Origin of the sequence: Dehalobacter sp. DCM (assembly GCF_024972775.1) — a bacterium.
In the GTDB taxonomy this organism is placed as follows: Bacteria; Bacillota; Desulfitobacteriia; order Desulfitobacteriales; family Syntrophobotulaceae; genus Dehalobacter.
Genome location: NZ_CP092282.1, coordinates 4,097,425 through 4,118,519, shown reverse-complemented (window position 1 = coordinate 4,118,519; position 21,095 = coordinate 4,097,425). Strand labels below are relative to the sequence as shown.

Annotated in this window: 20 protein-coding genes and 3 tRNA genes; 19 read left to right on the top strand and 4 right to left on the bottom strand. The window is 47.7% G+C overall.

Translation table 11 applies throughout. The features are described 5' to 3' along the window. Positions 1-38 precede the first annotated feature (38 nt). From LPY66_RS19270 to LPY66_RS19260, 3 genes are all read left to right on the top strand, one after another. Positions 39-239, top strand: coding sequence for a hypothetical protein (locus LPY66_RS19270; protein ID WP_337985857.1), 201 nt, complete (start codon positions 39-41; stop codon positions 237-239). A 262-nt stretch (positions 240-501) separates the two neighbouring features. Further along, positions 502-1,710, top strand: coding sequence for an efflux RND transporter periplasmic adaptor subunit (locus tag LPY66_RS19265; protein WP_337985856.1), 1,209 nt, complete (start codon positions 502-504; stop codon positions 1,708-1,710). Next, positions 1,707-4,886, top strand: coding sequence for an efflux RND transporter permease subunit (locus tag LPY66_RS19260; RefSeq protein WP_337985855.1), 3,180 nt, complete (start codon positions 1,707-1,709; stop codon positions 4,884-4,886). Before LPY66_RS19265 ends, LPY66_RS19260 begins: the two co-directional genes overlap by 4 nt. On the opposite strand, the gene ytvI is transcribed toward LPY66_RS19260, so the two are convergent. Beyond that, positions 4,887-5,951 (bottom strand): sporulation integral membrane protein YtvI, encoded by a 1,065-nt coding sequence (gene ytvI, locus LPY66_RS19255; protein ID WP_337985854.1) that lies wholly within the window; start codon positions 5,949-5,951, stop codon positions 4,887-4,889. It lies immediately after the preceding gene. A 238-nt stretch (positions 5,952-6,189) separates the two neighbouring features. On the opposite strand from ytvI, the gene LPY66_RS19250 reads away from it, so the two are divergent. From LPY66_RS19250 to LPY66_RS19240, 3 genes are all read left to right on the top strand, one after another. Continuing rightward, a complete protein-coding gene (locus LPY66_RS19250; protein ID WP_337985853.1) occupies positions 6,190-7,815 on the top strand; it encodes a S41 family peptidase in 1,626 nt (541 codons plus the stop codon). A gap of 206 nt (positions 7,816-8,021) precedes the next feature. Next, a complete protein-coding gene (locus tag LPY66_RS19245) occupies positions 8,022-8,765 on the top strand; it encodes a cell wall hydrolase (protein ID WP_337985852.1) in 744 nt (247 codons plus the stop codon). A gap of 208 nt (positions 8,766-8,973) precedes the next feature. Then, on the top strand, positions 8,974-9,978 hold the full coding sequence (locus tag LPY66_RS19240; RefSeq protein WP_337985851.1) for a hypothetical protein: 1,005 nt from the start codon (positions 8,974-8,976) through the stop codon (positions 9,976-9,978). A 106-nt stretch (positions 9,979-10,084) separates the two neighbouring features. Here LPY66_RS19240 and LPY66_RS19235 read toward each other — a convergent pair whose 3' ends face one another. Then, positions 10,085-10,588 (bottom strand): YlbF family regulator, encoded by a 504-nt coding sequence (locus LPY66_RS19235; protein ID WP_337985850.1) that lies wholly within the window; start codon positions 10,586-10,588, stop codon positions 10,085-10,087. Between the two features lie 138 nt (positions 10,589-10,726). Here LPY66_RS19235 and LPY66_RS19230 point away from each other — a divergent pair, with 138 nt between their 5' ends. Then, entirely contained in the window at positions 10,727-11,497 is a 771-nt protein-coding gene (locus LPY66_RS19230) for a GDSL-type esterase/lipase family protein (RefSeq protein WP_337985849.1), read from the top strand. Between the two features lie 3 nt (positions 11,498-11,500). Here the strand turns inward: LPY66_RS19230 and LPY66_RS19225 are convergent, their stop codons facing one another. Further along, the gene (locus tag LPY66_RS19225) at positions 11,501-12,253 is read right to left on the bottom strand and encodes a ZIP family metal transporter (protein ID WP_337985848.1); all 753 of its coding nucleotides are present in this window, start codon (positions 12,251-12,253) and stop codon (positions 11,501-11,503) included. A 255-nt stretch (positions 12,254-12,508) separates the two neighbouring features. Here LPY66_RS19225 and spoIIR point away from each other — a divergent pair, with 255 nt between their 5' ends. Then, complete coding sequence (gene spoIIR, locus LPY66_RS19220; RefSeq protein ID WP_443112503.1) at positions 12,509-13,120, top strand: stage II sporulation protein R; 612 nt, start codon at positions 12,509-12,511, stop codon at positions 13,118-13,120. Here spoIIR and LPY66_RS19215 read toward each other — a convergent pair. Then, complete coding sequence (locus tag LPY66_RS19215; RefSeq protein WP_337985846.1) at positions 13,117-13,938, bottom strand: LytR/AlgR family response regulator transcription factor; 822 nt, start codon at positions 13,936-13,938, stop codon at positions 13,117-13,119. The two genes, spoIIR and LPY66_RS19215, sit on opposite strands and share 4 nt — an antisense overlap. 128 nt (positions 13,939-14,066) lie before the next feature. Here LPY66_RS19215 and LPY66_RS19210 point away from each other — a divergent pair, with 128 nt between their 5' ends. The 11 genes from LPY66_RS19210 (at position 14,067) to LPY66_RS19160 (ending at position 20,933) form a co-directional block, all read left to right on the top strand. Beyond that, entirely contained in the window at positions 14,067-14,798 is a 732-nt protein-coding gene (locus LPY66_RS19210; protein ID WP_337985845.1) for a GerMN domain-containing protein, read from the top strand. 257 nt (positions 14,799-15,055) lie between these two features. After that, the gene (locus LPY66_RS19205) at positions 15,056-15,550 is read left to right on the top strand and encodes a MarR family winged helix-turn-helix transcriptional regulator (RefSeq protein ID WP_337985844.1); all 495 of its coding nucleotides are present in this window, start codon (positions 15,056-15,058) and stop codon (positions 15,548-15,550) included. A gap of 221 nt (positions 15,551-15,771) precedes the next feature. Then, positions 15,772-16,638 (top strand): fumarate hydratase, encoded by an 867-nt coding sequence (locus LPY66_RS19200; protein ID WP_337985843.1) that lies wholly within the window; start codon positions 15,772-15,774, stop codon positions 16,636-16,638. Then, positions 16,631-17,185: a Fe-S-containing hydro-lyase gene (locus LPY66_RS19195; protein ID WP_337985842.1), complete on the top strand. Its 555-nt coding sequence runs from the start codon at positions 16,631-16,633 to the stop codon at positions 17,183-17,185. The genes LPY66_RS19200 and LPY66_RS19195 overlap by 8 nt, the downstream gene beginning before the upstream one ends. A 4-nt stretch (positions 17,186-17,189) precedes the next feature. Then, positions 17,190-17,849: an O-methyltransferase gene (locus LPY66_RS19190; RefSeq protein ID WP_337988142.1), complete on the top strand. Its 660-nt coding sequence runs from the start codon at positions 17,190-17,192 to the stop codon at positions 17,847-17,849. 10 nt (positions 17,850-17,859) lie between these two features. Beyond that, positions 17,860-18,555: a TIGR01906 family membrane protein gene (locus tag LPY66_RS19185; protein WP_337985841.1), complete on the top strand. Its 696-nt coding sequence runs from the start codon at positions 17,860-17,862 to the stop codon at positions 18,553-18,555. A gap of 64 nt (positions 18,556-18,619) precedes the next feature. Next, positions 18,620-19,360, top strand: coding sequence for a ribonuclease PH (gene rph / locus LPY66_RS19180; RefSeq protein ID WP_337985840.1), 741 nt, complete (start codon positions 18,620-18,622; stop codon positions 19,358-19,360). A gap of 339 nt (positions 19,361-19,699) precedes the next feature. Then, positions 19,700-20,293 (top strand): XTP/dITP diphosphatase, encoded by a 594-nt coding sequence (locus LPY66_RS19175; protein WP_337985839.1) that lies wholly within the window; start codon positions 19,700-19,702, stop codon positions 20,291-20,293. A gap of 145 nt (positions 20,294-20,438) precedes the next feature. Continuing rightward, positions 20,439-20,515 (top strand) — tRNA-Pro (locus tag LPY66_RS19170). Between the two features lie 195 nt (positions 20,516-20,710). Further along, positions 20,711-20,787 (top strand) — tRNA-Arg (locus tag LPY66_RS19165). 70 nt (positions 20,788-20,857) lie between these two features. Continuing rightward, positions 20,858-20,933 (top strand) — tRNA-His (locus LPY66_RS19160). Positions 20,934-21,095 lie beyond the last annotated feature (162 nt).

Genomic DNA, 21,095 nt, shown 5'->3' with positions numbered 1-21,095 from the left:
GGCTGAAGCGGCGATTATGCGAAAGGGGAGAGAAAGAAATGCAAGCCAAAATGATTCTCGTTCCGATCCTATGTGTCCTGTTAATGTTGTTTGTGGCGCCGGGTTCTATTTTTGCAGAGACCATTTCCGGGGATCCCGCGGTGACGCAATCCGAGACAACCGAGCCCACAGGGGATACTTCGGTTCTTGTTCCTAATAAAGATACAACCGCAGAAGAGGCCGGCGCCAGACACCCCTAAACACGGAGCGGGTAACGGCAAGGGCAACAATAAGTAATATATTAAAATACGGAATCATTGACACACCAGCTTCTAAGCTCCTATAACATGGGCAGCCGGCTTACCACAGGTAAGCCGGCTGCTTGTCATTTCTTGCCGGTTTGATTTAAAATGTTAATGATTGACCCGATGAAAAAATAAAGGTAACATAGGTAATAAAGTGCCTATAGTAGAGATAAATTTTTTATGTCGGCAGAAATATGCAGGCAATCGGGGGAGAAAAATGGTTCTGAAAGTGGCGTTTAAAGACAAATTGAAATCCAGGAAATTTATTCTGACAATCATTGCGGTTATCATCGTGTTGTTTGTTGGTCTCAGGATTTACGGATCGGTAAAAAGCGCGGCGGAGAAACAGGCCGCTGAGGCAAACCGACAAAGCTATGTTCCGGTAGAAACAATGACCTTGGAAAAACATAATATTTCGGCTTCCATCACTCTCAGCGGAAAGATCGAGGCGGATAAGGAAGCCGCTGTGGTCGTCACAACACCGGCGAAAGTCACTGCCATTTATGTCAAGGCCGGGGATACCGTCAAGAAAGGACAGGTCCTGTTCAGCCTGGATAAAACCGATTTGATGACAAGCTATAACCAGGCGGCGGCGGTCTACCAGATCGCCAAAGCCGGATATGAAACCAATTTAAAGAACTATGAAACAGCCAAGAAAAATTATGAGCATATGCAAGCGTTGTTTGAACTGGGCGCAGTGAGTCAAGCCGAGCTGGACCAGGCTGCACTAATGGCATCCGACGCTACACTGCAGACGTATAAGGGACAGTTTGCCCAAGCTACGGCGTCCTACGAATCGGCGCAGAAAGCGCTGGCGGATATGGATGTTAAAGCACCCATGGACGGAATTCTCAGTGCGCTTGATGTGAAAATCGGGGCAACCGTCACCAGTGCCATGCCCCCGGCAAAGATAGTGGATTATGCACGGGCTATTGTTACCGTCAGCATAACGCAAAATGAGATCAATCAGGTCACCCGGGGCCAGAAGGTCGCGATCGATGTTCCATCCGCTTCACTGAAAGTGACTGGTATCATCGACAGCTTGAGCCCTGCCGCCAATGCCCAGGGGAAATACACATTGAAGACCTATATCGATAATGCGTCGGGTGTGATTAAACCGGGGATGTTCGCCAATGTGTCGTTAAGTATTGCCAGTAAAGATAATGTCTTGGCCGTACCCACCGATGCCGTCATTTTCCACGGCGGCAAAAATGTTGTCTATATCGTCAACGGACAAACCGCAGCGGAGAAAGCAGTGACAACCGGACTGGAGAGCGGCACCGAAACGGAGATCATCAGCGGCTTATCCGAGGGAGACGTTATTATTGTCACCGGGCAAAGCTTTGTCCAGGATGGCTCGGAAATTAAGGTTGTCACCATGGACGGGAAGGATGTTACCTCAACAGAGGAGGGCTCCCAAAAGTGAAATTATCTGAAACATCGGTAAAACGTCCCGTTACCGTTCTGATGCTTGTTTTTATCGTGATTATCCTTGGCTTTGTTTCGTTTACACGCATCCCGCTGGATCTGCTGCCAGAAATGGAATTACCGTATGCCATTGTCAGTACCTCCTATAATGGGGCCGGACCGCAGGAAATTGAGAACATTGTTACCAAGCCCATCGAGCAGGCCGTATCGACGACACAGAATCTGAAGAACATGAGCTCGATTTCCTCGGAGGGAAGCTCCCTGGTTATCCTGGAGTTCAATTACGGTGTCGATATGGACCAGGTCGCCTTGGATATCCGTGAAAAAACCGATTTGATTAAAGATTACTTCCCGGATGGGGTCAGCAACCCCATGGTCCTGAAACTCAATATGAATTCCACACCGGTACTTACGCTTTCGCTTTCGTCAGCCACCATGTCCATGTCCGAACTGCAGACCTTAGCTGAGGATACGGTTCAGCCCAGGCTGGAAAGAGCAGAAGGGGTTGCGTCTGTTTCCGTGAGCGGCGGGGCAAAGGATATTATTGAGATTCGTACCAATCATGAAAAACTGTCGGGTTATGGCATCAGTTTATCCTACCTTCAGGGAATCCTGGCTGCGGAAAATATCAATCTGCCGGGAGGAACGGTTAAGAAGGGCAGTCAGCAACTGACCATAAAAACAAGCGGGGAATTTAAGTCTGTGGCGGAAATTGAACAGCTGCTAATCCCGTTGCCCACCGGTTCAACCATACAGCTCCGGGATATTGCCGATATTGAACTGAAACAGGATCAACAAACAACGATAGCCAAAGCCAACGGCAATCCGGGCATCAATATTTCCATCCAGAAACGTTCGGATGCCAATACGGTACAGGTATCTGAAGCGGCTCAGGCCGAAATCGCTGGGATTCAGGACGAACTGAAAGGGGTCACCATCACCGTTGTTCAGGATAATGCCGCGTATATCAAGGCTTCGCTGTATTCGGTGGCTGAGCATGGCGTCGTCGGGGCATTGCTGGCGGTCCTTGTCCTGTATATCTTTTTGCGGAATGTGCGTTCGACACTCATTATTGCATCGTCCATCCCGATTTCGATTATCGCCACGTTCTGTCTGCTCTATTTCTCCAATATTACCTTGAACTTGATGACCCTAGGTGGACTGATGCTCGGTATCGGGCGTCTGGTGGATGATTCTGTCGTTGTTCTCGAAAATATATACCGGTTCAGGCAGAATGGCTATTCCCGCGTCGATGCCGCAGTGAAGGGATCTTCCGAAGTCATTGTCGCGGTTATGGCGTCGACGCTGACCACCGTCGCGGTATTTTTGCCCATCGTTTTTGTCCAAGGGTTGGTCTCGACGATATTCAGGCAGTTTGCCATGACCATCGCTTTTTCGTTGGGGGCTTCCCTGATCGTGTCCATGACTGTGGTTCCGATGCTGGCTTCCAAGCTGTTAAAAGTGGACAGGAAGAAGGGCCCGCAGGGCAATAGTTTAATGTATGAAGAAACCCGAGATACATCGGAAAGCACATTATCTGAAAAAATGCCTTCGGATGAAAGGATAAACAAAGGTTTATTCCGGACACCGGCTTTCCTGAATAAAGCACATGATCAATTTGATGCGGGGTATGAGGCCTTGCTGCGTTCTTACAAGCGGCTGCTGGAATGGTCTTTGACGCATCGTAAACGGGTTCTGGTCATTACCAGTTTGATTTTCGTGGTATCGCTGGCCTCTGTGGCGGCTGTCGGGGCGGAGTTTTTTCCGACCACGGATGAGGGGATGGTTTCGGTTAGTGTGAAACTGCCGGATGGGGCGAAAGTTCAGGATACCGTCGCGATCATGACCCAGATCGAAGACAAAATTGCGGATATCCCCGAAATTGATACGATCTTTATGGATGCGGGGTCCGGCGGCCAGATGAGCTTCTCCGGCGGGAACGGCAATGTCGGCTCCTTTACCGTCAAACTGCTGCCCCTTGCCGAGAGGAAGCGCGGCGTAACCGAGATATCTGACGAGATAAGGAATCGGCTCGTCGATGTGCCGGGAGCCAAGATCAGTGTCACCGCGGCTCAGTCCATGATGAGCGCCGGTGACCCGATCAGCATTACCATCAAAGGAGATGACCTGGACGAACTGAAACGAATCAGCGATGATTTTTTAACGGCAATCAAAAAAATTCCCGGTACGCGGGAAGTGAAATCCAGTTATGAAGACGGCATCCCCGAAGTGGCAATTCAAGTGGACCGGCAGGCAGCCAGCCAATATGGGCTGAATGCGGGAACGATTGCTGCCGCTGTAAAATCCACCATTTCAGGTGTTACCGCGACACAGTATAAATATCAGGGGACGCAGATCGATGTCAAAATCAAAGGGGATGAAACCTTCAGCCGGAATTTACAGGCCCTTGAGCAGATTCCCATCAGCACCAATCTGGGATATACGGTCACGTTGGGAGAGGTCGCTGATATTACGGTGACCCGCGGCCCCGTACGTATCAACAGAGATAACCAGGTGCGCACACTGACGATTTCCGGGCAGATCAGCGGCAGGGATGTGGGAAGCGTATCCCAGGATATCCAAAACGCCTTGCGAGATTATCATCTGCCCAATAATTATTCCTTCGAGTTAGGCGGGCAGCAAAAAGAAATGACCGACGCCTTCAGCAACCTCTTCTTGGCACTGGGATTAGCGGTGGTATTGGTCTATATGGTCATGGCCTCCCAGTTTGAGTCCCTCATTTATCCGTTTGTGATTATGTTCTCCATGCCGTTAGGTTTCGCCGGGGCCTTCTTGGGTCTTTTCATTACCGGCAAGCCCCTAAGCGTCATGTCGATTATCGGTATCATCATGCTCTCGGGGATCGTCGTCTCCAATGCCATCGTTCTAGTGGACTATGTCAATACCCGGCGCAAGATTTACCATGAAGATGTCCATACGGCGATTATTAAAGCGGGACCGATCCGGTTAAGACCGATTGTCATGACGACCTTAACCACGGTTTTGGCCATGCTGCCGCTTTCCTTAGGTATCGGTGAAGGTTCCGAATTTCAGACACCGATGGCCATTGTTGTTGTCTTTGGACTGATATTTTCCACACTGGTGACCCTCGTTCTGATCCCGGTGATGTACTCCCTGGCGGATGACCTGGCGAATAAAATCAAGGGCAAATAGCTATATCTTAAAGTTCATCTTGATCACGCCGACTTTAACCAGCGCTTTGTAAAAGATACACGCTAGCGGGAAAAGGAATACACCCAAAAGTCCCATGACCTTGAAACCAATCCATATACTGATCAAGGTAGCCAGTGCGCCCAGACCGATACGTTCACCAAGGATCTTCGGTTCGATTGATCGCCGAACCACAATGATGATAATGTAAAGCACGATCAGGCCGGCTGCCAGGAAGTAATTATCCATAAATAATGCGATTAGTGCCCAGGGAACCAAAACAGACCCGGTTCCGAGGATCGGAAGGATATCGACGATGATGATGATAAAGGCCATGATGGCAGCATATTTTACCCCGAGGATCAGCATACCAAAGAAGCTGATAAAGTAAGTAATAAAGCTTAAGATAATTTGTGCTTTGAGAAAACCGAAAGTTGCGTTACGCAAGTCACCTAATATATAGACAACTTTAAGCTTGGATGAGTCCTTAAAGAAAGAATAGAAAAAGCGGTGGATATTGCCTAATTGAGAACAGAAGAGTGCAACGGACACGAAGTAGATGATAGACAAAAAGAACATATTGGGAATCGCCGTCGAGATACTGATCGTCCATGACCCTATCAGCGAAACAAAATTGATCTGAGAAAGGTCATTGACCCAATTCATGACCATTTCGTAGAGCTGCGGAGGCAGTTGCCCGACATAGATCTGAATCTGATCGACGACATTCAAGACCCATACCTGGATACCGGGGCCGTTGGACTGTATCGTATCAAGAACACTTAAGAACTGCCCGTACAATTTATAGACGATTAAAAAACTCAAGAGGGCAACGACAATCATAAAGCCGATATAGGTAATGGTGATCGCTGCTGTTTTCCGTTTGCGTCGCAGTATTTTGTCCAGCCAATTAATAACCGGCTCAAGCAGAAGGGCGGTAAAATAGGCCAGAATAAACGGAACAAAGTGCGGAAATATCTTATAAAGGCCATAGGGGATGAAGATTGTTGCTGCAATGATGACGAGAGCAAGAAATACTTTTTTGGAATAATCAAGCATATTAGCCATTATTTAACCTTCCATATGAAAAAAATAACCAATGTGTCAATTCAACCGCCTGATGACGGGTTATGTCCGACACACCCTGTGGTTCGAAAAAATGGGCTTCTAAAACGACCTACTAGAATATATTATCGGAAAAGCTTTGATTATGCAAACATCTTAGAAAGGGTTATCATTGATTTTGTCGAATTAAATCTTGAATAAATCAACAAGTAGACTAAGCACTTACACCAGGAGGAAAAGGATGAATACGAAAAAGCACCTTCGTTACGTTTTGGCGTTGTTAATCGCAGTTTGTCTGACGCTGGGAGCACCGCTTGCCGTGCTGGGCGCAGAAAACGATATGATTGACGAGGTCCGGGACCTGCTTAAATATAAGTATGTCGACGTCGTTTCCGATGACGTCCTGAGTGCCCCGACGGTGGAAGAAATCCTGAAACGCTTGGGGGAAAGGAACACCGAATATATGACGGCATCCGAATATGATCAATTCATGGATACCCTTAATATGAGTTTCTCGGGTGTCGGTGTGGAGATGGAGCGGGTAACTAAGGGAGTCAAAGTCACCCGGGTCTTGAAAGACTACGGCGCGGATAAGGCCGGGGTCCGGCCGGGAGATATTTTTATCGAAGCCGGCGGTTATGCTTTAGCCGGCAAGACATTGGAATATTGTGCCGGAAAGCTCCGAGGTGCTGCAGGAACTACGGTCAAAGTCAACGTGCTCAGAGGGACCCAAACACTCAGCTTTACCCTCATGCGTATGACGATTGAAATGCCGTTGGTGGAAGGTTCACTTTTGGAGAACCACATCGGCTATATCGCCATCTATTCTTTTGGTGAGGACACTGTTTCTCAATTTAATCAAACGGCCCGCACCATGATGGGAAAAGGAGCGGATTGCTGGATCATCGATCTTCGGAATAACGGCGGCGGTTATACCCAGTCCGCTATCGAACTTCTTGGTTATTTTATCGGCGATAAGACGGCGGTTGTTACGGGAAGCCGCGGTTTGGGCGTTGTGACCAACGCCGAAAAACAAGATTATCTTCTGGAGGGGCCCATCGTGTTCCTGACAAACAAATATACCGGCAGCGCATCGGAAATAGTCAGCGCAGCCGTCAGGGATCACGAAAAGGCGACACTGATCGGGGAAACGACGTATGGTTCCGGTCGGGTGAAAGCGCTCATGCCGTTATCCAATGGCGACTATTTAAAAATGTCCGTATACCGGTTCTTCTCTCCGAACTATTTGCCCATTGACTTCATTGGGGTCAAACCCCACCTGGATCTGACTGGGGTCAATGCCATGAAAACAGCTGTTTTGATGCTCAAGGATTATAATGCCGCTCAGCTGAACAGCGCGACGGATAAATCGGATTATCTTCTGCTTGAAGCCGGACCCTACAGTTATCCGCTTTCCCTGCAAGATATCCGTAAGCAAGAGAACTGGCTGATTGGCAAGAAAATTCTTGACTCAGCTTATGTTACCACCACATTCAAGTCGGGAGGTATTAACGGGTGGGAGCCCTTCCATGAAGACGATTTAACTGACCGGTATGCTATTTATTATCCCGGCTATGTCAAAGCCGGTGATATGAGCAATATTCCGCTGAACAAAGTTTTTACGGTCACGTTTAACCAGTCGATGGATTGGCAGTCCGTTACTTCAGACAGGATTGAGCTGATCAATGTGGCAACCGGAGAAAGAACGGTCTGTACTCCGAAATTCCTGGACAGCACCCGGATGTCCGTGACTCCGGCAACACCGCTGAAGGCTAACACTCGTTACTGGCTGGTCATCCATTCGCTCAAAGACAGTGCAGGTAACGCCAGTACAGGCGGAGTCGCACTGGCTACGACAACAAAGTAAAATAATGCATGATGTAAAGTCATGCGTATAATGTCAGTTTTTTAATCGCATAATAACGTCACAACATAACACGTGATAAAATAACACACGTGTGCCTGCACTGACTACCAAAAGCAAGGGCTTGTGTCCGTTAGTACAAGTAATGTATAAAAATCACCTTTTATGGGAAACACTAGAAATAGTAAATTGCTAAGAGGTGATTTTTTTTGGTAGACCGACGATGTCGCAGAGGTTTAGCGATAGTCCTGACTACCGTGCTATTCCTCAGCGCTTCCACTCAACATGCCTATGCTCTTACGGAAAAACCATCAGAAAGTGTCTTTTCGAAGGTATGGGAAATAAACGAAACCATTATCGAAAAAGCCAGGGAAACAGATTTCTTACGTATATTCGATCGGCTGACATCCAGAATTGAAGATATGATATCTAACGATGATGACAGCATATCCTTTTCGGTTATCACTATGCCCCAGTTAAACAATACTGAAGCCGACTCCGCCGACTCGCAAATAGCTTTGAACGCTGAACCTTTAAATAATGAAGCTTGCGATCAGGAACGTCAATCCGAGCCTTCCCGCGGACAAGGAATTGTGTGCGATGAGGAAGATATCCGGCTCTTAGCTAAAATCATCTATGCAGAAGCCCGGGGAGAAAGCTTTGAAGGTCAGGTTGCTGTCGGAGCGGTCGTCTTAAACCGCGTAGAAAGTTCTCATTTTCCGGACACGATCAAGGATGTCATATATCAACCGGGACAGTTTTCGGCTGTGAATGACAAACAAATCGAGCTCACACCGGATGATCAAGCGTATGAGGCGGCATTGGCAGCCTTAGAGGGTCAGGATCCAACGAACGGCGCTGTATTTTACTATAATCCAATGACCGCCACCGACAATTGGATCAAAACACGGGATGTGGTCAAGCATATTGGCAATCACACATTTTGCGTATAATTGCTGACGCGTAAACTATGACAGGGCTGTTGCCAACGTAATCGTACGTTGGTAACAGTCCATTTTATTGCGCCTTCACACAATTTTTTTGTAAATTCTTGGCTGCTCACTTCTTTAATTAAGTAACCGCTGCCTCATTGCCTACATATTATGTCATAGCATGGATACATGAGCGTATTAATGCATATCAAACATAGGAGGGAAAGCGATGTTCGGACATAACAGAGGATTGGGATTGTTCTCTCAAGGGATGGGAGGAGGAATTCCTGAAGATCCGGGATTAATGCCATCCCGACAGCTGAATCTGGTTGCGTCAGAGGGGTTTTCAGGGAGTGGAATGGCAACCATCGGCGGTGATAACACTTTTTCAGTCATAGCCCACCTGCCGCCTACGCATACGGTAAGCCCTTATGCGCCGGCACTGTACGCGGCCTACTTAGTGGACAACAAAGGCAAGAATGGATTTTATGCAGGCGCTTTAAAACCTGCAGGAAACGGAATGTATCAGGCAAATTTCAGGAGTACTGTTCCGTTAGCGCATTACGACAAAGTCGTTATTTCATTGGAAAGACCCCAGGGAATCATGCAGGCACCGCAGGGTCCAATCGTCATGAAGGTCAAAGAAGGCTTCTTTGGCGGTTTAGGCCCTGTTAAAAAAGTAGGCGGTGATATGTGGGGCAGAGTAAAAGGATTTGTCGGCAGTCGTTTCGGGGGAAAAGCTGAAAGCGGCGAACAAGCGGCCATCCCGCAGACGCAGATCCCGCCTTCGCCACCGGTACAGCCTTATGCGCAACCCTATGCGCGGCCGGCCGCTGGACCTTATCCGGGCGGAGCATATCAGCAGCCTGCTTATGGGGGTCAGGGCTTTTCGCGAAGAGGCTTTCAGCCGGGAGTATATCAGGGAGGTTATGTTCAGCAGCCGTACCCCCGACCGGCCGGCGGCGTGAATCCCGGCGGGTATCCCCAGGGCGGATATCCACAAGGCGGCTATGCACAACAGCCGCAGGGACTGCGTCAAAGGCAAGGCGGTTATACCCCGCAAGCACAGCCTAATTACATGCCCGGAAATTATCAGCAGCCAACGACACCCCAAACTCAGCCGATAGCGGCCCAGGCTGACACGCCGGCAGCAGCACATGATACCATGGGACACCCTGAACAAGAGCAAAATGTAATGAAGCCGCCGTCAATGGAAGTCAATACCGCTGAATAAGTCGCTGATATCATTTAAATACTGAAAAGAGCCTGAAGTGAATTGCTTCAGGCTCTTTTCATAGATGCCGGTTAATTTCCAATAAAACATGTTCCGATTAGTAGTACTAACTTTTCGAATTGATACGATTCAGAATATCTCCCATGTTCAATCCGTCCGGAAGCTTAAACCCCTCGGGAATGTTCATGGTCGGTGAATTGCTGTCACCGCCGATACTGCTTAAGAGCTGTTGGGCCAGCCCTTTTAATCCTTCGGGTATTGGCAGCTGATCGGCGCTTGGCATCCCATAGATCGTAGTCGTTATGGTGAGATTGACAGAAGCCATTATTTTTTCCAATTCCTGCTGAACACTGAAAAAACTGCGGATGGCGGGATATTGCTTGGCCAAGCGCATTTTCAAATCGATCAGGGCAATACTGTCCTTTTCCGATACAACCTTGCCGAACATTTGGGCTGTCAGGATCTGCTGCTCTTTTTCCTGATACGTGGCAAATGCTTTGGCGCACTCGGGATCACTTTGGATTTGTGCTTCAGCTTCTTTCAGTTTGATCACTTCGGGTGTACTGAGCAGGGCTTCACCGAGCTCGCGCGCTTTAAGAATGTAGTCCATGTTTTAGGCACCTCCTTATGTATCAGGTTATGCAGCGGCAAATAATGAAGTGCACCGCATCCGAGGCGCCAAAAATGTTTTTCTTTGGGAGGATTTGGACGAAATATGTAGAAAATTATTGGTAAGGAGGTATTGACTTTGCGTACATATCGTTTGATGATCCGGATTATTCAACTCTCCATTGTGATGACCGCCATTGTCATCGTCATGGGGTATTTTGATATTTTGCATGTTGGACAACTCAGCTTTTCGTTCGAAAATTATTTGCACGTGCAGAACAATGACGGCAATATAACCAATCCGGGAACCGATTCGGATAATACGGCAGAAAAACCATCGACTAATCCCGATGATGGCACGGCTGCCAATAATGATGGAACCAATACCAAAATTGTCTGCCTCGGAGATTCCTTCACCTATGGCTATCCGGGTGAACCCAGTGCTTCATGGCCCCAGCGCGTAGGCGATGTGCTTAAAATTGAGGTCATCAATGCCGGTAAAACGTACCAGAATGCATCCGATCTGTTGAACCGTTTCGATCAGGATGTCACCGCCCAAAAGCCTGGAAAAGTCGTCATTTTTGCCGGCGTCGGGGATGCGATCAGAGGGACATCCTTAGCGGATTACCAGAATAGCATCAAGGCTCTGGTTGAAAAAGCCAAAGCGAATGATATGGTACCGGTATTGGCATTGCCTATACCCTATAAAGATACGGACGTGCTGTATAAGCAATACAGAGAATGGGAAGTTGCCTATGCCCAGGAAAATAAGATCACGGTTCTGGACTTTAAAAACGTACTTTTTGACAGTGAAGACCATATGCTTAGTCAGTACACGGATAATGGCACCTATCCGAATAAAGCCGGTTACCAGGCGATGGGGGATTATGCGGCTACCGTACTGAAATAGCTGTCAATGCGGTAATAGGGATGAGATTAACCCAAAAGCTATAAACCCCACTGTACCGCCGAGAAAGGCCCAAACCGGATGGTTTTCCCGGGAGAGCGGCAGTAACTCGGCAAAGACGAGAAAAATCATCGCACCGGCGGCCAGCGCAATAAAGAAACACAAGGATGTCTGTACCGCTTCCATTGCCAAACGACCGATGATCGCACCGAATGGGGTAAAAAAGGCAATCGCAAACGTGAGGGCCAGGATTTTGAAACGCGGGGTTCCTCCCATCAGCAGGGGCGTCGCCGTGGCCATTCCTTCCGGAAGATTGTGCAGGGCAATGCCAATCGCGATCAGCATACCTAACTGGCCGGTGGATTCATGTCCGGCTGCTATCGCCATGCCCTCGGGAATATCATGAAGAGCGATTCCTGAGGCGATCAGGATACCCGTTCGCTGCAAACGGCTTTGCCGACTGAGTATATTCCCATCATGGCGGCGTTTCAACATCTTGTCGGCTATCAACATAAGAACATTACCGGACAGAAAGCCATAGAGCACCATCTGCGGCTGTTTGAAGCTCAGTGCGAGGGGTAACAGGTCAAAAACGACCACCGCCAGCATCACGCCTCCTGCGCCGGCTAAAAGAACAGACAGAAGGAATTCCGGCGGTTTTCCTAACAATAATACGAGCAGACACCCTGCGGTTGTGGCCAAACCGGCAATGGTACTGATATAGACGAGATAAAGCGGTGACTGAAAATCAAGCAGCATTGGATCAACTCTTTTCCTGCTGTAATGGCAGATCAACTATACCACTTGAATCATATTGTTCTATTGAATAAAATATAACGCGATGAATAAGGCACTCCTCTTGTGGTAATAATTACCACAAGAGGAGTATTTTTATCTATGGCTGTATTGCCATGGGGCCATGGATTATCGCTATAACATAAGGAGAGAATTATGTTCAATATCTATAGAAAAAACCAAAAATACAACGAGCAGAGAATTGTAAAGAAAGACATTATGAACAAAGGCATTGTGAATAAAAGCATTTATCGTCTTATCCTATGCATTAGCCTGTGCGCAGGGATTCTATTTTTAAATCCGGCAGCCACATCAGCCATTAATCCCGACATGAATAAACAGGAACTTATCCGTTTCCACGTCATTGCCAATTCTGACAGTGAGGACGATCAACGTTTAAAATACGCCGTCCGGGATGCCATTCTGAAAGAAGTCGCCCCCCGGCTTGCGAAGTCCGGCTCTCTGGCGGAATCCAGAGAAATGATCTTAGACATGGAAGATGAATTGCTCCGGATTTCGCAACAGGTAATTTGGGAGTGGGGCAAAACAAATACCGTTTCCTTTGACTATGGCGTTTTTACGTTCCCGACCAAGTCGTATGGCAATATTGTTCTGCCCGGCGGTGAGTATGAAGCCGTTGAAATCAAAATCGGAAAGGCGGAGGGGGCCAATTGGTGGTGTGTTCTTTATCCGCCGCTGTGCTTTGTAAATGTTGAGGAATCGACGGAAGTTCCGGTGGACGGGAAAGCGGCCGTGCCGTTAGATTCGACGTCCAAAAATAAAAAACCGACTAAAAAAGTCGGCTTCCTGCTGGGGCGTTTATTCGACTAGATCCCAAGTATATCCTTCAGCTTACGGGCTTGAGTCCGGCTGACAGGCACTTCGCTTTTTTCTTTGTCCTGGACAACCACCGTATACGTTCCGTTAAAGTAAGGGATAAGTTCGCGCATTTTTTTGATATTGACGAGATAGCAGCGATGCGTTCGAAAAAACGTTTTCTGGTCAAGGCGGGATTCCAATTCACGCAGTGTATACCGCGTAAGCAGGAATTCCCCTTCTGTTTTTACATAGACATTATCTTTATCCGTCGAGATATAGATGATTTCTTCGGGTCTGATCAAGATGGTTTTACCGTTATTTTCCGCAGCGATCACCTCAAGCGGTCTTACCTCGGTGGCATCGTCTTTATCGGATTCCACTTTTGAATCCGGTATTACGGTCGGAGATGGGGAAGGGATCGGAGGGAGAGGAGGTTTAGAAACTTTAGGAGCTTGGGAAACAGGCTTCAGCCGTTTTCGGACGGTATTGAGGGCTTCATCCAATCGTTTGGGGTGCACAGGTTTAAGCAGATAGTCGTAGGCATGCACACTGAAAGCGTCAAAGGCAAATTCTTCATGCGCTGTTGTGAATATAACTGCCGGTGGGTCGGGGCTGTTGGATAGCTTCCGGGCAAGCTCTATACCATTTAATCCGGGCATGTTGATATCGAGGAAGATGACGGAATAATCAACATTCTCAATCAGTTCCATCGCTTCCAGTGCATTCTCGGCTTCACCAACGATCAGTACATCCTCGATAGGCTTCAGAAGATAACGTAATTCTTTACGCGCCGGGGATTCGTCGTCAACGATCAACGCTTTGATTTTCATATTATTCGCCCCCCATTATTCTAATTGAATTGGACAAAGCATATTCTATTTTAAGAATATTTTCTTTTCCCGAAATTGCTTCGGGTGATTGTTATCAGATCGTAAAATATTTGAAAGGAGATATAACTATGCGGAAAGTAAAGCTGTTGCTTACTTTTACCCTGGCAATCGTGTCCATTTTTTTCTTGGTTGGCTGTAATATTCTTGATGGCCTTGTCAAAGATAACGGAGGTGAAACGCCGTTAAGTCAAATTTTGAACCGGAATACATCATCGGATGATACGGTCGCTGTTATCACCAATCCTGAGCAGGGAGAACAGACAGTGAAGTTGTATTTTGCCGATAAAAATGGCGAATTATTGATAGAGGAAAGCAGGACGATCCCTAAGACGTTGAGCTTGGCCAGGGAAACCGTCAATCAATGGCTGTTAGGTCCCAGTGGGGCGACGGATTCCTATCCGGTAGTCAATCCGCAGACAACACTAAAAGATATCGCGATCAAGAACGGTATTGCCATCGTTGATCTCAGTAAGGAATTCTTACAGCCATACAGTAATGTTGCTGCCGAAACGGCTCTCTATGGTCTAGTCAACACACTGACTCAGTTCGCCACGGTTGAAATCGTCACCATTCGTGTCGAGGGCCAGGAAATTAAAACGTATCGCAGCTTGAGTACGGATAATTTGCGTTACCGTGCTGACATCGTTGGGTATTCCGCTGGTTCCTCCGTGGACAAGACCAATAAACCGATCGAGGCAGCGGATGAGAGTTCAGTTGATAACGCGGATTCACATAATGACAGCAGCACGGCCGATAGTGCGACAGCATCGCCAAGCGCGATTAATCTCTTTGGCAGCTGATTTTTTTGCCAAACCGCATCATAAAGTAACGGTTAATTACGACTATTATAATTGATATTTCACCTATGGTTAATTATATTACAGGTTCACATCCAGAAAAAGATAAAAATAACGGAAATTTACTTAAAATTAGTCATAAAAATGCTAAATTTGCTAGTAACTATTTCCGGATTATGGTAATATAGATGGGAACTGGTATTAATAACAAATGATGTTTTAACCAGCAAATGTGTATCGATTTTGAGGTGGGGTGTTTGATGTTGGAAAGTAAAGAGTTAGCGGGTCATTTTGATACTTTAATGCAAAGGCTGTGCGTTTCGACCCACAAGCAAAAGAATGACTTTGCAGAAAAGCTGGGGATTTCCCGACAACAATTTGACGTATTATCGATTATCTATGAAAAAGGGCAGATCACCATGGGTGAACTTTGCCGAGAGATTTCGTCCGCATGCAGTACGGCAACCGATTTAGCGGATAAACTGGAAAAGGCGGGATATGTGGAACGAATCCGCGAAAAGCGGGATCGCCGGATCGTCAGGCTGAATATTCTGCCGGCAGGGGAGAAGTTGATCCGTTCAGTCATCGATGCGCGGACGAATCATATCGTCAGTATATTGTCTTCCTATGATCACGAAGATCGGGTGCGGTTGATCAGTATCATGGAAACGCTCACAGATAAACTGGATCGGCTTTCAAAAAAAGAGGAAAGCGTCAAAGAAGAATGCATCAAAGAGGAATGTGTCGAAGTTTGATTCCTACAGGAAGTTTGATTATGACAGAATGTATTACAGCGAAGATGTCAATTTAATTGGCATCTTTTTCTTGTTGGTTGGGCTTGGCGTTAGCTAAGACTTTCCGGAACCCTTTCGTGTTTATTTAATTTGCGTTATACTTAATCATAGATTTTTAGCAACATAATCCAACGCGTATTTGTAAGACCTAAAACTTACTTCGCAATCAACCGGAGGGCAAAATGAAAGTCATTAATATTGAAGAAATCCATGCTGCAGTGGAAAAACTATGTATTGAAGCAAATTGCATTCTTAATCAGGATGTGATTGATGCCATACGGGCCGGACTTAGGACAGAAGAATCGCCTCAAGGCAGAGAAGTGCTTCGGCTGCTGCTGGAAAACGCTGAAATTGCTGCGTCAGACAGGGTGCCGATTTGCCAGGATACCGGAATGGCGGTGCTCTTTGTTGAGGTCGGTCAGGATGTCCGCGTTGTTGGCGGTGATTTGACAGAAGCCCTGAATGAAGGGGTGCGCAGAGGTTACGAAAAAGGCTATTTACGCAAGTCCGTAGTCAAGGATCCGTTCGACAGAGTGAATACCGGCGATAACACCCCTGCTGTGATCCATTATGACATCGTACCGGGGTCAAACCTGAGTATAACCATAGCTCCGAAAGGCTTTGGCAGCGAAAATATGGGTGCCCTGAAGATGTTTAAACCCTCCGATGGACTGCCGGCCGTGCTGGATTTTATTGTAGACACGGTGGACAAAGCAGGCCCTAATCCCTGCCCGCCCATCGTTGTTGGGGTAGGGATCGGCGGCACCATGGAGAAAGCGGCCTATTTAGCCAAAAAGGCGCTTCTTCGGCCAATCGGGGAAGCGAATCCGGATCACACATATGCCCAGCTGGAGAATGAACTGCTTACCCGCATCAATGATCTGGGGATTGGGCCCCAAGGATTCGGGGGACGGACAACGGCACTCGCCGTGAACATGGAGGTCTTTCCGACCCACATCGCCGGATTGCCGGCTGCGGTGAATATCAACTGCCACGTGACCCGGCACAGTCAAGTCATTTTGGAAGGGAGGGAGCCCTCCAATGCGTAATGTTATCAGAATAACCGCCCCTCTCGAGGCCACGGCGGCAGCAAGCCTGCGCTGCGGCGATAACGTTCTGATCAGCGGCGTTGTTTATACGGGAAGAGACGCAGCACATAAACGCATGATTGAAGCGCTGGAAAAAGGGGAAGATTTGCCGTTTGACCCCACGGGACAGGTCTTGTATTTTGTCGGACCTGCACCGGCGAAGCCCGGCAAGGTGATCGGCTCAGCCGGTCCGACCACCAGCGGGCGAATGGACGCCTATTCACCCCGGCTTCTGGCTAGAGGCCTTAAAGGGATGATCGGCAAAGGTCTGCGTTCGGAAGAAGTCAAAACAGCGATCAAAGCTAACGGCGCTGTCTATTTTGGCGCGATCGGCGGAGCGGGAGCCTTGTTAGCTTCCTGTATCAAAGAAGCGGAAGTCATCGCCTATCCGGAATTGGGCACGGAGGCTGTACGCCGGCTTGTCGTTGAAGATTTACCTGCTGTTGTGCTGATCGATAGTCATGGTCAGGATCTCTATGAGATCGGCAAGAAAGAATACCGGAGATGATATTTTGTTCTATCCCTTTGAATTGGAAAAATACTTAGAAGAGCTGCTTCCGCAGCGAGATGAACTCTTAAGCCAAATGGAGCAGACAGCTTTAGCGGAAACGATCCCGGTGGTAACTCCGGCAGTGGGGCATTTTCTGCAGCTTTTGGTCAAAACAGCCGGCGCCAAGACCATACTGGAGATCGGCACAGCCATTGGCTACTCAACGATCTATCTGGCCAGAGGAGCTATGGAAACCGGCGGAAAAGTACATACTCTGGATATGAATAAGCATCGTCTGGAGAGAGCCAAGGAATATATCCATGCGGCGGGGCTTGATTCTGTCGTGACATTCAGTTGCGAAAATGCGCTGACATTCCTTCCCAAACTAACGGATCCCATGGATTTCGTCTTTCTGGACGCCGCCAAGGGGGAATATCCGGAATATCTTGATCTGATCACGCCGCACCTTGTGTCGGGCGGACTTCTTGTGGTGGATAATGTCCTATTCAGAGGCTGGGTGGTGCCGGATTCCGTTTTCCACCGGAAATACGATCGGATGGTCGGGAAAATGCGTGATTTTCTAAAGAAGCTTAGCGGGTTGCCTGATTTTGAAATCAGTATCCTTCCCTTCGGCGATGGCATTGCGCTGGCGCGTAAAACATCCGAGCATAAGGAAGCATAAAGGGGAGAAAATGACCGTATCAAAGTTAGCTGCGTGGTTTATTTCCATAATAAGTGCCGCTGTGTTAATGGTGGTGTTATTGCTTACTGTTATCGAGCAATCTGCCATGGATTTGGATTTCTATCAGTCCGAATACGCGAAACTAGACACGGCCAAGGAAATTGGCATGTCCGAACAGGAACTGCAGCAGACGACGGTAGAATTGCTGGCCTATATTCAGGGAGAACGTGCCGATTTAAATATCCGGGCAGTTATTAACGGTCAGGAACGACCGGTTTTTAACCAAAAGGAAATGACCCATATGGTGGATGTACAGCGGTTGTATACCGTGAGCCAGACTGTTCGTAATCTGGGTATGGCCGGCTTGCTGCTTTTGCTGATCCTATTGCGCCTGCTGACGAGGAAAGAATACTGGCGTTTTTGGGCACGCGGATATCTGCTGGGGGCAGCACTGTTTATTTGTGTATTCGGAATCATCGGCTTTGTGATTTCCCGTGACTTTTTGGCATTTTGGAATCAATTTCATGCCGTGATTTTCACGAATGATCTATGGCTATTGGATCCCGCCACCGATATTCTGATCCAAATGGTTCCGGAGCAGTTTTTTTATGATCTCGTTGTACGTATCCTGACCCTGTTTGCCGGCGCGATTATCGCGTTCATTATCCCGGCGGCAGGAATAATGACCCGGCGTAGTGTGAAATAATGAGGTATAGACACTAAAGAATTTTATCTACAATCTTCATGGAGTAGAAAGGAAGTTTGATATTATGACGCGATTTGACGGAAGACAGGCGGATGAAATCCGCAGCGTAAAAATAACGAGAGGCTATACAGAAGTTCCGGAGGGTTCTGTGCTGATCGAGGTGGGAAAAACCAGGGTGCTTTGCACGGCGACTGTGGAGGAGAAAGTTCCCCCGTTTAAGAAGGGCACTAACAGCGGGTGGGTTACGGCTGAATATTCTATGCTTCCCAGAGCAACGTCCATCCGTAATCCGCGTGAAGCCGCCAAAGGAAAACTCGGCGGCCGGACGATGGAAATCCAACGGTTGATTGGCAGGGCACTGCGCTCGATCGTGGATATGAATAAGCTGGGAGAAAGAACGATCTGGCTGGACTGCGATGTACTTCAGGCCGATGGCGGAACGCGGACCGCATCGATCACCGGGGCGTATGTGGCGCTTGCGGATGCAGTAAACTACCTGATAAAAAATCAATTCGTGAGACAAAATCCGCTGATCGACAGCATCGCGGCCATCTCTGTCGGGAAAGTCAATGGCGAGGCGGTGGTGGATCTGGCATATGAAGAGGATTCCAAGGCGGAAGTCGACATGAATATTGTCATGACAGGATCCGGAAAGTTCGTGGAACTTCAGGGGACAGCAGAAGGACAGCCATTTGACCGAAATGATCTTAACGAGTTTTTAAAACTAGGTGAATTAGGAATAACGAAGTTGTTGGAATTGCAGAAACAGGCACTGGCAGAAGATATTATTGATCCCATGCGCTGATTTAACGGGCACTAGTATACCGTTTTTTAATACGTTAGCAATTATTCATATTTGGGGCTGGTCGCCTGCACAATACCGCTTTCGGCTCTTGTGCCCTCCATGAATTTGCATTAAGGAAGTTAAAATTCTTTTGCCCTCCTTGGCGAATTTTAACTTAGGTCCAGCCATGGACCGTTGCGCTACGCAATCCATGCTCCGCTTGACGCCGGCATTGTGTAGGCGACTTTACTCAGGAGTAATTTGAATAACTTATTCGAGAATGGTCTACTAGATTAAACATGGGTTTAAATATGCAATTCGCTTTATGCAATTTAAAGAGCTGTACGGAGGCAAGAAGGCATGGATATCCTGCTGGCAACAACGAATAAAGGTAAGATCAGAGAACTCGGAGATCTACTAAAAAACACAGATATGAAAATCTTGTCCTTGAGTGATTTGCCGGAATATACAGAGGTTGAGGAGACCGGCAGCACCTTTGCAGAAAACGCGTTTATCAAGGCAAGAGCCGTCTGTGCACTGTCGCGAACGGTCACTTTAGCGGATGATTCCGGTCTGGAAGTTGATGCGCTTAACGGAGCGCCGGGTGTCTATTCTGCCCGCTATGCCGGAGAACCCAAGAACGATCAGCGCAATATCGATAAGCTGCTGAACGATTTGGAAGGAGTCCCCGAAGAAAAACGGACGGCACGTTTTCGCTGCTGCCTGGCGATTGTTTGCCCTGACGGTCGGGAATATTTGACCGAAGGATCGGTTGACGGAAGGATTCTATTTGAGGAAAAGGGTAACGATGGCTTTGGCTATGATCCGATATTTTATCTTCCGGATTTGGGCAAAACGATGGCAGAGCTCAGCCTGGATCAAAAAAATGCGCTGAGCCACCGAGCGCAAGCGTTCGCTAAAGCTGTTCCCATTTTGGAAGGTTTAAGGCTGTAAGCGTGAATCTTGAATTTTGAATCTTGAATTTGTTTGACAGTGTTTCAGTAAGTGATTTTTATGAAATAATCATTTAGATTTTATTATAATGCTTCTTGACTAGTTTTTTTTCATGGGATATACTAGACAATGTCACAAAAAGCGACGGGGTATAGCGCAGTTTGGTAGCGCGCCTGCCTTGGGAGCAGGAGGCCGGGGGTTCAAATCCCTCTGCCCCGACCAAAAAAGTTATTACTGAGCAGAGGGATTTGAACGGGAGGGAATAAGAAATGCGCCCTATGGAAGCATTTCCCCGACCTGGCGTGATAGCCGCGAAGCGGCGGAGCAAATCCCTCTGCCCCGACCAAAAAAGTTATTACTGAGCAGAGGGATTTAAACAGAACCCTCTGCGTGATTAAATGACGTTTTTGCAGCGATGCGCCTGTAGCTCAGCCGGATAGAGCATCTGCCTTCTAAGCAGGTTGTCGGGAGTTCGAATCTCTCCAGGCGCGCCATAAAAAAACAATTGATTTTATCCATCGAATTTGCTAAAATATTAAATCTGAAACAAAGTAATTAAACATGGTGGATGTGGTGAAGCGGTTAACACACCGGATTGTGGCTCCGGCACGCGTGGGTTCAAATCCCATCATTCACCCCATATGTAAACAAGAAGCTTCATCGTAAGATGAAGCTTTTATAATTAAGAATGATGGGATTTGAACCGGCGGAAAAAGAAAATGCGACCCATGGGAGCATTTTCCCGCCGCGGCGTGATAGCGGAGCCGAAGGCGAAGCGGAGCAAATCCCATCATTCACCCCA

Coding starts and splice junctions, on each gene's coding strand:
- LPY66_RS19270 (WP_337985857.1), top strand. CDS start 39: ATGCAAGCCAAAATGATTCTCGTTCCGATCCTATGTGTCCTGTTAATG.
- LPY66_RS19265 (WP_337985856.1), top strand. CDS start 502: ATGGTTCTGAAAGTGGCGTTTAAAGACAAATTGAAATCCAGGAAATTT.
- ytvI (WP_337985854.1), bottom strand. CDS start 5,951: ATGGCTAATATGCTTGATTATTCCAAAAAAGTATTTCTTGCTCTCGTC.
- LPY66_RS19250 (WP_337985853.1), top strand. CDS start 6,190: ATGAATACGAAAAAGCACCTTCGTTACGTTTTGGCGTTGTTAATCGCA.
- LPY66_RS19240 (WP_337985851.1), top strand. CDS start 8,974: ATGTTCGGACATAACAGAGGATTGGGATTGTTCTCTCAAGGGATGGGA.
- LPY66_RS19235 (WP_337985850.1), bottom strand. CDS start 10,588: ATGGACTACATTCTTAAAGCGCGCGAGCTCGGTGAAGCCCTGCTCAGT.
- LPY66_RS19225 (WP_337985848.1), bottom strand. CDS start 12,253: ATGCTGCTTGATTTTCAGTCACCGCTTTATCTCGTCTATATCAGTACC.
- spoIIR (WP_443112503.1), top strand. CDS start 12,509: ATGAACAAAGGCATTGTGAATAAAAGCATTTATCGTCTTATCCTATGC.
- LPY66_RS19215 (WP_337985846.1), bottom strand. CDS start 13,938: ATGAAAATCAAAGCGTTGATCGTTGACGACGAATCCCCGGCGCGTAAA.
- LPY66_RS19210 (WP_337985845.1), top strand. CDS start 14,067: ATGCGGAAAGTAAAGCTGTTGCTTACTTTTACCCTGGCAATCGTGTCC.
- LPY66_RS19205 (WP_337985844.1), top strand. CDS start 15,056: ATGTTGGAAAGTAAAGAGTTAGCGGGTCATTTTGATACTTTAATGCAA.
- LPY66_RS19200 (WP_337985843.1), top strand. CDS start 15,772: ATGAAAGTCATTAATATTGAAGAAATCCATGCTGCAGTGGAAAAACTA.
- LPY66_RS19195 (WP_337985842.1), top strand. CDS start 16,631: ATGCGTAATGTTATCAGAATAACCGCCCCTCTCGAGGCCACGGCGGCA.
- LPY66_RS19185 (WP_337985841.1), top strand. CDS start 17,860: ATGACCGTATCAAAGTTAGCTGCGTGGTTTATTTCCATAATAAGTGCC.
- rph (WP_337985840.1), top strand. CDS start 18,620: ATGACGCGATTTGACGGAAGACAGGCGGATGAAATCCGCAGCGTAAAA.
- LPY66_RS19175 (WP_337985839.1), top strand. CDS start 19,700: ATGGATATCCTGCTGGCAACAACGAATAAAGGTAAGATCAGAGAACTC.